The sequence below is a fragment of the Asaia siamensis genome, assembly GCF_014635085.1.
Lineage (GTDB): Bacteria > Pseudomonadota > Alphaproteobacteria > Acetobacterales > Acetobacteraceae > Asaia > Asaia siamensis.
The window spans coordinates 563,700-577,579 of the sequence record NZ_BMCH01000001.1 but is presented as its reverse complement, the minus strand read 5'-3'; the positions used below and the strand labels follow the sequence as shown (position 1 = coordinate 577,579).

The 13,880-nt window shown below is 58.4% G+C and carries 13 protein-coding genes and 2 pseudogenes; 7 read left to right on the top strand and 8 right to left on the bottom strand.

Features of this window, described 5'->3' with window-relative positions; all coding sequences use genetic code 11:
* Window positions 1–102: 102 nt before the first annotated feature.
* On the bottom strand, window positions 103–960 hold the full coding sequence (locus IEV53_RS02435) for a LysR family transcriptional regulator (RefSeq protein WP_188425169.1): 858 nt from the start codon (window positions 958–960) through the stop codon (window positions 103–105).
* A gap of 115 nt (window positions 961–1,075) precedes the next feature.
* On the opposite strand from IEV53_RS02435, the gene IEV53_RS02430 reads away from it, so the two are divergent.
* Window positions 1,076–1,372 carry a putative quinol monooxygenase gene (locus IEV53_RS02430; protein WP_188425168.1) on the top strand — a complete coding sequence of 99 codons (297 nt, stop codon included), beginning with the start codon at window positions 1,076–1,078 and terminating at the stop codon, window positions 1,370–1,372.
* 121 nt (window positions 1,373–1,493) lie between these two features.
* On the opposite strand, the gene IEV53_RS14870 is transcribed toward IEV53_RS02430, so the two are convergent.
* Window positions 1,494–1,751 (bottom strand): RNA 2'-phosphotransferase, encoded by a 258-nt coding sequence (locus IEV53_RS14870; protein ID WP_264784263.1) that lies wholly within the window; start codon window positions 1,749–1,751, stop codon window positions 1,494–1,496.
* An 80-nt stretch (window positions 1,752–1,831) separates the two neighbouring features.
* Window positions 1,832–2,038: pseudogene (locus IEV53_RS14865) on the bottom strand (RNA 2'-phosphotransferase); the annotation flags it as partial.
* 426 nt (window positions 2,039–2,464) lie between these two features.
* Here IEV53_RS14865 and IEV53_RS02420 point away from each other — a divergent pair.
* Genes IEV53_RS02420 through IEV53_RS02410 form a run of 3 tightly spaced genes read left to right on the top strand, consistent with a single transcriptional unit; the run spans window position 2,465 to window position 5,396 of the window.
* Complete coding sequence (locus tag IEV53_RS02420) at window positions 2,465–3,691, top strand: SMP-30/gluconolactonase/LRE family protein (protein WP_188425167.1); 1,227 nt, start codon at window positions 2,465–2,467, stop codon at window positions 3,689–3,691.
* Window positions 3,688–4,839 carry an L-dopachrome tautomerase-related protein gene (locus IEV53_RS02415; RefSeq protein ID WP_188425166.1) on the top strand — a complete coding sequence of 384 codons (1,152 nt, stop codon included), beginning with the start codon at window positions 3,688–3,690 and terminating at the stop codon, window positions 4,837–4,839. Before IEV53_RS02420 ends, IEV53_RS02415 begins: the two co-directional genes overlap by 4 nt.
* Window positions 4,836–5,396: a YagU family protein gene (locus tag IEV53_RS02410; RefSeq protein WP_188425165.1), complete on the top strand. Its 561-nt coding sequence runs from the start codon at window positions 4,836–4,838 to the stop codon at window positions 5,394–5,396. Before IEV53_RS02415 ends, IEV53_RS02410 begins: the two co-directional genes overlap by 4 nt.
* Window positions 5,397–5,506: 110 nt before the next feature.
* Here IEV53_RS02410 and purU read toward each other — a convergent pair whose 3' ends face one another.
* From purU to IEV53_RS02395, 3 genes are all read right to left on the bottom strand, one after another.
* The gene (gene purU / locus IEV53_RS02405; protein ID WP_188425164.1) at window positions 5,507–6,391 is read right to left on the bottom strand and encodes a formyltetrahydrofolate deformylase; all 885 of its coding nucleotides are present in this window, start codon (window positions 6,389–6,391) and stop codon (window positions 5,507–5,509) included.
* A gap of 257 nt (window positions 6,392–6,648) precedes the next feature.
* Window positions 6,649–7,068, bottom strand: coding sequence for a GNAT family N-acetyltransferase (locus IEV53_RS02400; protein ID WP_188425163.1), 420 nt, complete (start codon window positions 7,066–7,068; stop codon window positions 6,649–6,651).
* 11 nt (window positions 7,069–7,079) lie between these two features.
* A complete protein-coding gene (locus IEV53_RS02395; RefSeq protein WP_188425162.1) occupies window positions 7,080–8,153 on the bottom strand; it encodes a zinc ribbon domain-containing protein in 1,074 nt (357 codons plus the stop codon).
* 167 nt (window positions 8,154–8,320) lie between these two features.
* On the opposite strand from IEV53_RS02395, the gene IEV53_RS02390 reads away from it, so the two are divergent.
* Together IEV53_RS02390 and IEV53_RS02385 are read left to right on the top strand one after the other, a co-directional pair.
* A complete protein-coding gene (locus tag IEV53_RS02390) occupies window positions 8,321–9,943 on the top strand; it encodes an ABC-F family ATP-binding cassette domain-containing protein (protein ID WP_188425161.1) in 1,623 nt (540 codons plus the stop codon).
* A gap of 311 nt (window positions 9,944–10,254) precedes the next feature.
* Window positions 10,255–11,076, top strand: a pseudogene (locus tag IEV53_RS02385) (TlpA family protein disulfide reductase); the annotation flags it as partial.
* A gap of 20 nt (window positions 11,077–11,096) precedes the next feature.
* Here IEV53_RS02385 and IEV53_RS02380 read toward each other — a convergent pair.
* Both IEV53_RS02380 and IEV53_RS02375 read right to left on the bottom strand, forming a co-directional pair.
* Window positions 11,097–11,372: a hypothetical protein gene (locus IEV53_RS02380; RefSeq protein ID WP_188425160.1), complete on the bottom strand. Its 276-nt coding sequence runs from the start codon at window positions 11,370–11,372 to the stop codon at window positions 11,097–11,099.
* A 221-nt stretch (window positions 11,373–11,593) separates the two neighbouring features.
* A complete protein-coding gene (locus IEV53_RS02375; protein WP_188425159.1) occupies window positions 11,594–12,265 on the bottom strand; it encodes a TetR/AcrR family transcriptional regulator in 672 nt (223 codons plus the stop codon).
* Window positions 12,266–12,340: 75 nt separating this feature from the next.
* On the opposite strand from IEV53_RS02375, the gene IEV53_RS02370 reads away from it, so the two are divergent.
* A complete protein-coding gene (locus IEV53_RS02370; protein ID WP_188425158.1) occupies window positions 12,341–13,708 on the top strand; it encodes a cytochrome P450 in 1,368 nt (455 codons plus the stop codon).
* Window positions 13,709–13,880 lie beyond the last annotated feature (172 nt).

The window sequence follows — 13,880 nt, the reverse complement described above, 5'->3', positions numbered from 1 at the left end:
TTTATCGTATCGGTTTCTCTCTGCTTCAAAAGCCGGGGCCGGAGCTGTTTCCGGCCCTTTTCGCCCTGCTACCCTCTTGTTTCCGCAAGGGTTCCGGATCTGTCAGAGTTCCTGCTCAAGGCTTTCGATAAGCCTATGTATCAAGGGCGAGGTGTAATTCTTGCGCCAGACATAATAGATATCGCTCGATTCCAGACTATCCGTGCGCTCGAAATGGATTTTTCCGTGCCTCGTGACTGCCTGTTCAACAACGCTCTCCGGCAGGCACGAAAACCCGACCCCCGCTTCGATGCAGGCGAAGATGCTGGAGAATGACTCGATTTCCATGACCGATCTCGGTTTGATCTTGCTGGTCTCAAGATAACCATCCACCTGTCGCCGATAGTGACAGGTCTGACCAAAGACATAGAGCTCCATTCTGGACAGGTCGTCGACTGTCGGCGCGCTCAGGGCTTTTGGCGTCACCAGCACAAGCCGCTCGCGAAAGGCCAGACGACTGACCAGAAGCGGATGAATGATCGGCCCGTCAGTCAAAATCAGATCCAGCTCACCATCCATCAGCAATTGCTCAAGCATGAGCGATGGTTCGGGGCGAATATGCAGCTCTACATGAGGCGTATTGGCCCTGTAACGCGCTATACGCTCAGGCAGGTGATTCGTCAGGGCTACATCCAGCGCGCCTACCCGTATGACTCCTCGCTCCGCATCGTCCTTGAAAAGCGCGCGGGCTTCCTGCGCCATTGCCAGCACCTGTTTGGCCTTTTGGTAGAAAAGCCTTCCCTCCGGCGTAACGAGCAGGCGGTTTTTCTCACGGCTGAACAGCGAGACCCCCAGGAGATCCTCCAGTTCGCGCACACGCGTGGTGATATTGGACGAGACACAGTTAAGCTGGGCTGCTGCTGCGGCGACCGTGCCCTGCTCGACCACGGCACAGAAAAAAGCGAGTTGGGAAAGCTTCAATATCTTCTCTTTTTATGAACGATTTAGTCATTAACAATCACTTTTAATGATCGAAATAGCGTCCTAGCGTGCCTCTTGAGATCGCAGCAAGCGATTTAACCCTGAGGAGATAAACATGACCTATCATGTTGTAGTGCAGTTCGACGTTCCTTCTGACAAGCGCGATGCATTCATCAGCGCCGGTCTGTTCGATGCCAATGACTCTTTGAAGAAAGAGCCGGACACGCTGCGCTTCGAGCTCATCCGCGATGAGAACAACCGCAATCGTTTCTATCTGGACGAAGTCTATACGAATGAAGAAGCCTTCATTCAGCATTCGAAAAACGAGACCGTCGCCCGTTTCTACGAGCTGGTCGACAGCTACGCCTTCGGCCCGGTTTTCCTGTTCAAGGGATATCGCGTAGAGGGCTGATCTGACCAGCAGATCAAACAGCGCCAATCGAGACGTCAGTCCGACTTCCGGCACCCGGCTTGGGCGGGTGCCGGAAGAAGGCGTTTCAGCACCGCAAAACTCAAAGCGTCAACAAACCGGTTTATTCCTCGACTGCGAGATAGGCCGCAGGAACAGAAGCGACGAGCCAGACGCCGTTTTCAGCCTGGTAAAACGCCATCCCTTCTTCGTACATCGACGCCGTATCGACGGTAAGGACGATGGCTTCGCCGTGCCTTGCGCCAACGCGTTTTGCAGTATCCACATCGCTCGACAGATGGACCATCTGCCGCCGCCCCGGGTTGAGGCCCTCGCGCAAAATCGATTCAATATTTTTTCGGGCCGGGCCGTGCCGTGCCACAATCTGGCAGGGGGCTGGCTGACGGGCAGGTTCAGATCGACCTGAACCGAATGCCCCTGTGCCGCCCTGATCAGCTTCCCATCCGGAGAAATGGTGAAGCGCTGCTTATCACTCGTCGCCACGACCCGAAGCAGCGTGTCGCGATCAAAGACATAGCCAGCATTGTTCGCCAATCGCAGCAGATCGGCAATATCGGTCCACCCGTGATTATCGAGCACAATACCTATCTTTCCCGGCTCATGACGCAGAACCAGAGAAAGCAGTCTCGAAACCTGATTGTCTTTCATGATCACTGTTACGCTTATCGCTTTGATGGAACCCGGTCAGATACCATGAGCGCCGCAGAGCAGCGCGGCCGACGCATTCAATTATTCGATATAGAGCGAGACACAGGATACGGCTCCAGCAGCCTATATCTTCATTCCACGAGAAGCACCCCAGACAAACGCCCCTCGCGTAACGCAAGGCAGATGCGCCAGTGTAAGTGGCGTTGAAGACGCGCTTATCAGGCACGTAGCCCCCGTGAATCCTCAAAGGCACGATCCGTTTTTCTGATCGGGGAATTCTTTCTTCGCTCTTTTGCTCATGCTCCAGGCGCGATTACTTATTTTTAATGCGACTCGCCCTGACGAGATCCCAGACTGAATCGTTTTCTCTCTCGCCACGCGCCGTTTTTCTATAGCGGGCGCCCCGTTTCAAAGACGAGCCAGACCATGAGCCTTCCAGAAAACACTCTCCTCCCCTCCGGTCCGCTATCGCGCCGATCCGCCCTTGGCCTTGGAGCCGCGGCCCTGGGTGGGGCGCTTTTCGCAGGCAAAGCCCGAGCCGCCGGTCAGGATGAGGCCATTGCCCCGCCAAGCGTCATCAGCACCCCGCCAAGAATCTGGGGGCCTGACGCGCCGGTCTCGTTCACGCCCGACCCTGATATCATTTTCTACGATCCGTCCTTCTCGGCCGTCATTCTCGATAACGCCCCGCTGGTTCAGGCCTGGAAAGGCAGAACGCTGTGGTTCGAAGGCCCTGCATGGTCGAGCGACGGGCGTTTCCTGATCGTCAGCGACGTCATGGGGAGCACGCAATATCGCTATCTGCCGGAAGAACGGTCGATGACGGTGTTCCGCAAGGAAAGCTATCACTCCAACGGCAATACATTCGACCATGACGGGCGCCTCATTACCTGCGAGCACGGCATGAGGCGCGTGATCCGCTGGGAGCATGACGGGCGGTGCACGGTCCTTGCCGAGAGCTTTGAGGGCAAGCGTCTCAACTCGCCAAACGATATCGTGGTCGATGCACAGGGCGGGATCTGGTTTACCGATCCGCCTTATGGTGACCGTCTTTGGGAGGGGCACCCCGATGCACCGGTCAACGGCGATCCTGGCAAAGGGAATCTGACATGGAATCTCGATCTTGAGGCCACCGAGCAGATTGGGGGACTGCATCATCAGGAGACGCATGTCTTCCATCTCGACCCGCAGACACTCAAGCTCACCAGCGTTCTGACAGGGGCCGATCTTGCCGGTCCGAACGGGCTGTGTTTTTCGCCCGACGAGAAAACACTTTATATTGTCTCAAGCGAGAAAGGTGCGGCCAGCCCCAAAGGGGGCGGCTATCGCAATATCTATGCGTTTGACGTGCGTAATGGCGCGCTGACGAACCAGCGGGTCTTTGCCGACATGAGCCTTGGCGGCCACAAACTCATGCCTGATGGAATCAAGGCAGACAGGCTCGGCAATCTCTGGGTGGCGGCCAATGGTCCGCTCGGGCTCTGCGGCGTGTTCGTCTATAATCCTGCAGGCAAGATGATCGGGCGGCTTCGCCTGCCACGCAGCGTATCCAACCTGACTTTTGGGGGCACTCAGCGCGATCGCCTGTTCATGTGCGCCGAAAATACGATCTTCACTCTCGATGTCGCCACGCAAGGGGCCGGATTGTCATGAAAAAACTGCTTGCTGCCCTTCTCGCCTCTGCGAGCTTCGCAACCCCGTCTTTTGCGGCCGGTCTGCCCCAGCCAGATTCTGACAATGCTGCGACCCAGCCGACGCTTGAAATCGTCAAACGCTTTCCAGCGGATTTCAACATGATCGGCGTCGGCGTCTCCCGCTCGGGCATCGTCTATGCATCGGCGCCAGCGACCATGAAGCGGTATAGCGCCAGCGTGGTGCGCATCGACCCGAAAACCGGCGCGCTGATCCCCTTCCCCGACAAAAACTGGAACCACTTCGAAAATAACCCGACCGATCGCGAGCTCTGGGTATCGGTTCCTGCTCTGTGGGTCGATGATCAGAATCATCTCTGGGTGCTGGACTCGTCTCTTCCCTCAGTCGATCAGAAAGTGCTGCCACCAAAGCTTGCTGAATTTGACGCCGAGACAGGAAGACTGATCCAGATCTACCATTTCGGGTCGGATATCACCCCCGCCGACTCACTGAACGACGTGCGCGTGGATACACGCACACGCACCGCCTATATCACCAATGAATGGGGCCGCGGCGGGCTGGTGGTGATGGATCTCGATACGGGCGCCTATCGTCTGGTGCTTGCCAACACACGCTCTGGTATCGCAGACCCGGAACAGCATCTACATATCTATGGTGAACTCGCCCGCAAGAAAGACGGTAGCCTGCCTGTCACACAGGATGATGGCATTGCCCTCTCACCTGACCGCGCCTGGCTTTACTACCGCCCGCTGACCGACCATCATTACTGGCGCATTGCGACGCCCGATCTGCGCAACGCCCATCTGAGCGACGCCGAGTTGGACAAGAAAGCCCAATATCTCGGCCAGTCGGTCATGAGCGGCGGGATAGAGATGGATGCCTGCAACCGGCTCTGGGTTGGCGATATCGAGAATCACGGGCTCTATGCCCTGACTTTCCCTGAAGGGGCAAAGACACCCCAGACACAGAAGGTTTACGACAATCCTGACGTGCTCGACTGGGCAGACGGCTTCGCGATCGCCAATAACTGGCTCTACATCTCCGACTCTCGTCTCGACGAGATCGCCTTCAAGAACAGTCGCCCCCTGCGCGGCGCAACCACGATCTATCGCCTGTCTCTTCCACCCTGCCCGACTCAGAAAAAATGACGCTCACCAACCGCACGACAGGCAAGGCCTTGCTGCTTCCCGCCCTATGGGCGGGATTTGTCGGGGGAAATCTCTCCAGCTTCGTGAAATGGGGCACGGAAGTCCCCCTGCCACCCCGCACGCCGGATCGCGCCAGCCCGCCCGCCGAAATGCTTCGCGATCTCGGCGTAAATGTCGACCATCTCATTTATGTCTATTCCGGGCATATCGTGCCCGGCGGCGTCCTGGTGGTGCACCATCTGTTCTCGATTTTCTTTGCCCTTCTCTATTGCGTGCTCTGGATCCGTTTTCCGCGCATCGCCATGGGACAGGGCGTGGTATTTGGCCTGGTCGTGACACTCGTCTTCCACGGCATGGTGCTGCCCGCCGGACACTGGGCACCAGCGTTATGGAACCTCCCGCGCGCCGAGATGTTTTCCGAAACAATCGGTCACATGCTCTGGGCCTGGGTCATTGAACTGATGCGCAGGGAATTGATGCCGAGCCCTTTCCCAGGTGCTAGACACATCACAGATCGCGAACCCGCTGCACCAGTCTCGGATCAGCAAGCCGCCTGAATGGGGCTGTGTTTTAAGTAACGGATCTACCCGCTTCCGGCAGAACTCTCGGCGGTGAGGCAGTGCTGACCTCTGGTCAATACTGCCTCTCGCGAATGCCTGATGCCTGATCAGCCTCGCAAGGAGGAAGCGTAGGAGCCGGGGCTGGCCGGAAAGACAATCGTTTTCCTGCCGCTCAGGAAGACACGCCGATGCGCGTGGGCATGAATGGCTCGCGCAAGGACCTGGCTTTCGACATCGCGCCCCAGTGCCACATAGTCTTCCGGTGACTGATTATGCGACACCCGGATGATATCCTGCTCGATGATCGGCCCTTCATCCAGATCGGCCGTAACATAATGAGCGGTCGCCCCAATGAGCTTCACGCCCCTCGCATGCGCCTGATGATAGGGATGTGCTCCCTTGAAGCTTGGAAGAAAGGAGTGATGGATATTGATCGTGCGACCCGAAAGCTGCTGGCACAGATCATCGGAAAGAACCTGCATGTAGCGGGCAAGCACGACGAGATCGGCACCTGTCTCTCGAATGATGCGAAGTTGCTGCGCTTCTGCCTCTGCCTTGTTCTCTTTGGTCACACGTATGTAGTGAAACGGGATATCGTGGTTGACGACGAGTTTCTGGAAATCCAGATGGTTCGAAATGACGGCAACGATATTGATCGGCAACGCACCGAGACGGACCCGATAGAGAAGATCATTCAGGCAGTGCCCGAAGCGTGAGACCATGACGACGACATTGAGTCGTTCTGCCTCATCGTAGAAAGTCGCTTCCATGCCGTATTCTGCCGCCAGCGGCGCAAAATCACGTCGGAGTTCTTCGAGCGATGCCCCGGTTTCGGCAACGAAGCTCGTGCGCATGAAGAACCGATTGGTCTCGCTATCGTCAAACTGGGCGCTATCGCTGATGTTGCAGCCCTTACCGGCGAGATAGCCGGAAATCACGGCAACGACCCCACGCCGTGCCTCACAGGTTACCGTGACGCAGTAACGGCTCATCCCAGTTCCTCTCGTACCAATCAACAACTCTCGCGTTCAGCACCTCATACATTGCTCGGCGGCGAAGCCCGGGCAAGACCACCGCGCCATATTCTTCTCTGTCCGCCCGCGCATTGTCTTCACTCTGTGGCAGGCAACGACCAGAATTGATTGCGATATTGGATTAGAACCCACCAGATACGAAAAGCTCTATCTCATTTTCCGCACAAATCTTTGGGGGCCCTCACTTATTTTCCCCGTGGAGCGGAGGAGCCGCTTTAAAGGTCGAGAGCCATGCGCTGATGCTCGATAGGCCCCTTGAAGAAAACAGCACCCATCGGGCTCATGCCGAATTTTCTGTAAAAACCGAGCGCGCTGCTGCGAGCGTCGAGTTCGAGACGGTTGGCGCCGAGTTCCCTGCAGGTCCTGATTGCCTGGTCCATCAGCTGCGTGCCGATCCCTTGCCCCTGATACGCTGCCGCCACCGCAAATTTGCGCAGCTGGATCAGATCGGGGCCGATCGGGCAGAGTGAGAGACAGCCGATCAGCTGCTCGCCGCTGAACGCACCGAGATGCGTCGCCTCGGGGTCCTGCGGAACGCGGCATTCGTCTTCGGTCAGGCTGGGCCACAGAACAGAGCGACGCAGCGGCAGGCAGGCTTCGGTTGTGATCCGGGTTATGTGGATGAGGTCTTCCATGTTTTTTCCTCCTAGAGCACCGGAGCTGCTGATGGGGCGGAAGACCTGTCTTCCGCATGACCGATATCCTCACTGCCGCAGCTCATGCAGAAACGGTTGAAGGCGATGTTTCTCGTCTGACAGACACCGCAATGCTCGTAGAGCGTCAGGCCGCAGTGAACGCAGAAATTGGTGTCCTGCCCTTCGACAAGAACCAGAGGTCGATCGCAATCGGGGCAGGTCTTGCGGTCGAGCTTGGCATAGGCCTGCGCCCGATCGACGCGCTGGCGCCGCTCTTTCTCTGAATCTGCCTCAGCTGCGCGGCGTCGGGCCAGATAGGACTGCATGTTCCTTATGAGCACGACACAGACGAGCACGGTCAGAAGTGCCCCGACCCCGTAGCGGACATAACCGCCATAGCTCGGCAGATAGGGCACAAGCTCGACAAAGAATGCGTAAAGCGACGCCAGAACGAAGCCACGATAAAGCGGCCAATACGGGCTCTGACGCTGACGCATGACGAGCCAGATCGAAATCAGCAAAAGCGGCAGGGTAAAAGCGAGACGCAGCAGGAAAACATGGAGTTGCGCCCTGAAAACAAGACGGCCATGGATCGGTCTGTAGGCGTCCTTTACCGCCTCACGCCGATCGAACAGCGCGTTGCGCGCCTGCTCGTTCTCAAGCTCTTTCTGATCGAGTTGCTCCAGGCGATGCTCGGCTTCATGAGCGGCATTCTGCAGGTTCTCGAGTGCCCGGGTGCGCGTCAGCAATTCCGTATCCTGACGCGGGTCTGTGGTTGCCTTGCGCGTATCGACCCAGGCCTCCAAACTCTCTTTGGCGTTGCGAGCCGCACTGCGCGCCGCATCCAGTCTGATCCCGTCAAGATCGCGTTCCGACTCTATCGCCCGCTGCGCCTGCTCGAGCGCAGCGCCTTGCTGTTGCAGCTCGGCGGGATAATGCGGTTCGAAGGCGACGACTTCCCGATCACGTGGCAGATCGTCGATGACGAGCCCGCCGAGCCCTACCAGAAAGACCGCAAAGACTGCCGAGACACCCCACATCACCAACGTGTAGAGCCGCTCCGGCAGTCTATTTTCTTTTTTCATCAACTCTGCCCCGGGGATAAACAACAGCGGGGTTCCGCCGCAGGAAAGAGGGAAGCGCGATCTGTATGACGCGTCAAATTCCAGAGCCGTGAACTCGGTAACACGACATTGCACATCACGAAGCGACCCCGTATCAACGCCCCTTCTCCCGATGTTCCAGAGGTTCCATGATCCGTCTTGATTCGATCAGCAAGCAGAACGGCCAGCGCGTCATTTTCATCGAGACGAGCGCGGCCATCCAGAAAGGCGAAAAGATCGGTCTCGTCGGCCCCAATGGCGCGGGCAAGACGACGCTGTTCCGGCTGATCACCAGGCAGGAAACCCCGGATGAGGGACAGGTCTTCCAGGATCGCGGCATCACAATCGGCTTCTTCAGCCAGGATGTAGGCGAGATGGACGGACGTTCCGTCGTCGCGGAAGTCATGAACGGAGCGGGTGAAGTCGCCGAGATTGCAGGCGAACTCGCGCAGCTGGAAGCCGATCTCTGCGACCCGGAGAAAATGGACCAGATGGAGGCCATTCTTGGGCGTTTTGGTGATGTTCAGGCGCGCTTCGAAGAGCTTGGCGGCTATGGGCTCGACAGCAAGGCACGCGAAGTGCTGCACGGGCTGGGCTTTTCGCAGGAAATGATGTCGGGCGATGTCGGGCTGCTCTCGGGCGGGTGGAAAATGCGCGTGGCGCTGGCTCGTATCCTGCTCATGCAGCCGGATGTGATGCTGCTCGATGAACCGAGCAACCATCTCGACCTCGAGAGCCTGATCTGGCTGGAGCAGTTCCTCAAGAACTATGATGGCGCCCTGCTCATGACCTCGCATGATCGCGCCTTCATGAATCGTGTGGTCAACAAGATCCTGGAAATCGACGGCGGCACGCTGACGAGCTTCTCGGGCGATTATGAATTCTACGAGCAGCAGCGCGCGCTGAACGAAAAGCAACAGCAGGCCCAGTTCGACCGCCAGCAGGCGATGCTTGCCAAGGAAATCGCCTTTATCGAACGCTTCAAGGCACGCGCCTCGCATGCGGCGCAGGTGCAGAGCCGCGTCAAGAAGCTCGACAAGATCGACCGCGTCGAGCCGCCGCGCCGCCGCCAGACCCTGTCATTCGATTTTGCCCCGGCACCACGTTCGGGAGATTCCGTGGCGCTGCTCAAGCAGGTCAGCAAGGCCTATGGGTCGCGCACCATTTATAACGGGCTCGATCTGCAGATCCGCCGACAGGAGCGCTGCTGCATTCTGGGCGTCAATGGCGCGGGCAAATCCACCCTGCTCAAACTGATCGCCGGGGTGAGCGAGCCCGATAAGGGCAGCGTCACTATCGGCGCGAGTGTGAAGATGGGTTACTTCGCTCAGCACGCCATGGATCTGCTCGATGGCAGCCGCACAATCTTCGAGACTCTGGAGCATGAATTTCCGCTTGCGCCTCAGGGCTCGCTACGTGCCTTGGCCGGTGGGTTCGGCTTTTCAGGCGATGATGTCGATAAATATGTCAGCGTGCTTTCAGGCGGCGAAAAGGCCCGTCTGGTCATGGCGCTGATGCTCTACAACCCGCCGAATTTTCTGGTGCTCGACGAGCCGACCAACCATCTGGATATCGACACGAAGGAGATGCTCATTCGTGCTCTCGGCGATTATGAGGGCACGATGCTTTTCGTCTCGCATGACCGTCATTTCCTCGGGGCACTCTCGAACCGCGTGTTGGAAGTCACACCAGAAGGCTTGCATCGCTATGAGGGTGGCTACCACGAATATGTGGCTGCAACCGGTCAGGAAGCCCCCGGTCTGCACGTCTGACCCCCGCCTTCTATCGGCCGACTGCGCTGCCCTCTGGCGCACCGGCCGGTATTCTCCAAAATTGATACGATGAGGTTTTCTCGTACCGTTCTATGTGCAGGCTCATCGCCACCGGTTCCGCAGTTTTCAGCATCTCACCGGCTCTCGCCGCTGAAGTGCATCCGTCTCAGCCAACCCCTGACAGCCCCGCCTTCATCGCGGAAGATCCTGCTCTTTCCACGTTGATCGGCCGTGTTGCGCCCGACTTGCGATACACCACGCTCGATAATCACCCGGTTGATCTTGGGGCGCTCTAGGGTCACAAGCCGGTCTATCTGAAGCTTTGGGCGACCTATTGCATTCCCTGCCGCGCCCAGATGCCCGAATACGAGGCGCTTTACCGGAAATATGCCGATCGCATCGCCTTTGTGGCGGTCGATATCGGCTTCGGCGAAAAACCGGAAAAAGTCGCCGCTTTTGTCGCACGCGCCGGAGTGACCATGCCGGTCGTGATTGACGATGGAAGATTGAGCAACTGGTTACAGATCAAAGCCACGCCTCTGCACGTGCTGATCGATAGCACGGGTCGTGTGGCCTATGCGGGACATCAGGACGGCCCGGCCCTGCAGGCGGCGCTCGACCATCTCACGAGACCAGCGCCATCGACGGGGCGTATCGCCCCCTCGGATGTGGGCCAGCAAGCCGTCTTCAGGATCGGCGAGAACGTCACGTCTTTCGTTCAATCAAAAGAGTCAGGCCCTCTGTTTCCGGCACCGGCACATCGGAAACAGGCCGTTCTTTTCACGGCTCCATGGTGTGAATCCTACCTCAAGGAACTCGAACCGCGCACGGCTCGGCATTGTGCAGCGTTTCGCGCCATCGCCCAGGGCGACGTTGCGGCCCACACTCTGCGCTGGACCGCCGTCGCCAGCCGCCTCTGGATTGAAGAAAGCGATCTTGCCCTCTTCCAGAAGCAGCTTGGCCCCGATATCAATCTCGTTCTCGACAGGAATGCCTCGGTCTTCGCACGCTTCGGCGTGCGGCAGATTCCTGCTATCGCCCTGATCGACGCAAATGGCCGCCTGCAGGACATGATCAACGCGGATGATGCCCAGGCCGAGCGCAGAATAACGGCTTTCACAAAGACGCCCTGACCCGGTATGGCGGTCGGGACCTAATCCCGATCGCCCCAGCGCCATTTGAACCCGCCTTTCGTATGCGCGCGGCACAGGACCACGAAAAAGCCTATGGCGCATAGATCAACAAGCAGGGAACCGACCGACGCCGCAGCTCTGTAAGCTGGCGGAAGCAGGGGCACGAGAAAGCCAGGCGCTAGGATGATGACGATAATCGACAGGAACGAGACCCATCCCTGCCAGCTGATCGGCAGCCCGGCGCCGTAGCCATAGCGCTTGGGCCTGAACCAGGGATCGTTATTTTTCTGCAGCATGATGCGCGTTCTCCCGGCGATACTGGTCTTGCTCGCGATACCAGGCCGACGCTTCCTGAATGGCCACAAGCCCGCGCCTGACCCGGAAGCGCTCACACTAGCATGACGATGGCCACGCTGCTGGAGATTTCCCACCAACAAATGATCGTCATTCGGTGCCAAGTGCGAGACCAGCCCTCAGCAATATTCGGCTTTTCTGCCCCGGCGGACGCCAGATGCCATCAGGCGCGCAATCTGAAAGCCTGCGGATAGAGCCGCATGGCCAGACGCGTCAGCCAGGTGCGGTATGGGGCAACGAGCGATAAAATCTGCCCGAATCCCCATTCGAGATAACTGTCATCAGGGTCGCTCACACCCGTCTGATAGATGACGTAGCCAAGCCAATGGGTCGATACGATCATGATATTCGCAACAAGCCCCGGTATCGCCTCGTCACTTATCGAGAGGGCTCTCATGCGCTTCATATGCTCGATCAAAACCGTAACATGGCCGCCAAGAACGTCACTCAGGGCCATGGCATCGGGTTGAAGAGCCGGGGCGAGACGAAAAAGGGCGTTGCCGTCACGCAGCAGCGCACGATGGTGCCAGCTCAGGGCGCACCAGTCGCGCAGGAGGGCAACCGCCTCCATCACGCTCCGCAACAACTCGGCACGGGAAACGCCTCTTCCTGTCTGCGGCAGCGCGTCAAAGAGCGCGCGCGCCTCTGAATTGAACTGCACGAACATCGCTTCGATCAGCTGTGCCTTGGTCTTGAAATAATAATAGAGATTGCCCTCGTTGATCGCGCATCGTGCCGCCAGCTCACGCGTGGTCAGGCGATCGAACCCCACCTCATTTGCAAACAGCCGCGCTTGCTCAAGAATTCGTGATCGAGTCGAGTCAGGTTGGGCCATTTTTCCGGTCGCATTATAAGGTGTTCACCTTATATCGTCTAAGGTGTAAGCCTTAGATATCGGAGTTATCCCGCGATGTCAGCCCTTCTGAACAAAGTCGCCACCCTTCCCGCCCAGTTCCAGATGATGCGCGCCACGATACGCAACCCGGTCGATGCGTTGCCCAGGGCCGTGTTTCACGAGCGTATTGTAGAGCGCCACCTTGCGCGTCAGCATATCGTCTATGTCTGCGCGCCTGATCTGGTGCGCGAAGCGCTGGTGACAAACAGCGATCGTCTCGACAAGGGCGAAGGCCTGCGCCGTGCCATCGGCCCCGGTCTTGGTGAGGGCCTGCTGACTGCCGAAGGGGCGCATTGGCGCTGGCAGAGACAGGCGCTGGCCCCCGTCTTTCGTGCAAGCGGCGTCGGGGCCTTTCTGCCTGCCATGACCAGCGCGACACGTCGCTGCGTGGAAACGCTTTCGGCAGAGGGGGGCATCGTGGCGATCGATGACGTCATGATGCGTCTCACCGGGCGCATCATCGTCGAGACCATGCTCTCGGCGCCGGATGCGGTCGATGCCGATGCCATGGCCTGCAACCTTGGCGTCTTTCTGCATCAGACGCGCTGGAGCATTCTGGGCGATCTGCTCGGAACGCCGGAATGGCTTCCTCACCCTGGCAAGGCACGCGGTCTCGCCGCAGCGCAGGTGCTCCGTGATGAGGCACTGGTTCAGATTGCTGCACGCAGGGTAGCGCTCGGCAATGCCGCCGAAAAAGCACCGGACGATCTTCTTGCCCGGCTACTGGCAGCGAAGGACCCGGAAACGAGCCGTGTCATGCATGACAGCGAGATCGTAGACAATCTCCTGACCTTTCTCACCGCTGGCCACGAGACAACGGCTCTGGCGCTGGCCTGGACCTTCGACAGGCTGGGCAGGCACCCCGAAATCCTGCGCGAGGTGCAGGCCGAAATCGACGCCACCCTGACGGATGACGGGCCAACACTGGAACAACTCGACAGCCTCTCTCTCACCCGCAACGTGCTGCGTGAGTCGATGCGTTTGACACCACCGGCTCCCATCATCGTACGTGAAGTGACGGAGGCCTTTGCGCTCGAAGGCGTGAAGCTCGAAAAAGGTACGCGCCTTGTCGTGCCGATCTATGCCCTGCACAGGCATCGGACCCTGTGGGAGGCTCCGGAAATTTTCGATCCGTCACGCTTCGTCGCCAGTGCCGGTCAGTCTCGCCCTCACGACGATCGCTACGCCTATATGCCTTTCGGGGCTGGTCCCCGTATCTGCATCGGCGCCCGCTTTGCAGAAACAGAAGCCCTCACCGTGCTTGCCATGACGCTGAAGGCGCTCACCCTGACGCCAGAACTCAGCGTCACACCACCTGGCAAGATGGAAATCACACTACGCCCGGCGAAGCCATTGCTCATGTCTGTCCGGAAGAGAGATTGATCTGGCATCATGCGCCCAAACCCGACGCAGCCCGCACGTCCGGCACTGGTCACCTGAAGCTCTAAATACACCTGTCTGTCTGCGGCAGGGTGATCAGAGTTGCAGATCACCCTAATGGACTGACATCAGAGCGACTGGCCGGTCGTTTCTTACACCTTCCAGAGAGACATCA

Excerpts from the sequence above, each read along its gene's own strand:
- IEV53_RS02430 (WP_188425168.1), top strand. The coding sequence starts at position 1,076 with ATGACCTATCATGTTGTAGTGCAGTTCGACGTTCCTTCTGACAAGCGC.
- IEV53_RS02420 (WP_188425167.1), top strand. The coding sequence starts at position 2,465 with ATGAGCCTTCCAGAAAACACTCTCCTCCCCTCCGGTCCGCTATCGCGC.
- IEV53_RS02415 (WP_188425166.1), top strand. The coding sequence starts at position 3,688 with ATGAAAAAACTGCTTGCTGCCCTTCTCGCCTCTGCGAGCTTCGCAACC.
- IEV53_RS02410 (WP_188425165.1), top strand. The coding sequence starts at position 4,836 with ATGACGCTCACCAACCGCACGACAGGCAAGGCCTTGCTGCTTCCCGCC.
- purU (WP_188425164.1), bottom strand. The coding sequence starts at position 6,391 with ATGAGCCGTTACTGCGTCACGGTAACCTGTGAGGCACGGCGTGGGGTC.
- IEV53_RS02400 (WP_188425163.1), bottom strand. The coding sequence starts at position 7,068 with ATGGAAGACCTCATCCACATAACCCGGATCACAACCGAAGCCTGCCTG.
- IEV53_RS02395 (WP_188425162.1), bottom strand. The coding sequence starts at position 8,153 with ATGAAAAAAGAAAATAGACTGCCGGAGCGGCTCTACACGTTGGTGATG.
- IEV53_RS02390 (WP_188425161.1), top strand. The coding sequence starts at position 8,321 with ATGATCCGTCTTGATTCGATCAGCAAGCAGAACGGCCAGCGCGTCATT.
- IEV53_RS02380 (WP_188425160.1), bottom strand. The coding sequence starts at position 11,372 with ATGCTGCAGAAAAATAACGATCCCTGGTTCAGGCCCAAGCGCTATGGC.
- IEV53_RS02375 (WP_188425159.1), bottom strand. The coding sequence starts at position 12,265 with ATGGCCCAACCTGACTCGACTCGATCACGAATTCTTGAGCAAGCGCGG.
- IEV53_RS02370 (WP_188425158.1), top strand. The coding sequence starts at position 12,341 with ATGTCAGCCCTTCTGAACAAAGTCGCCACCCTTCCCGCCCAGTTCCAG.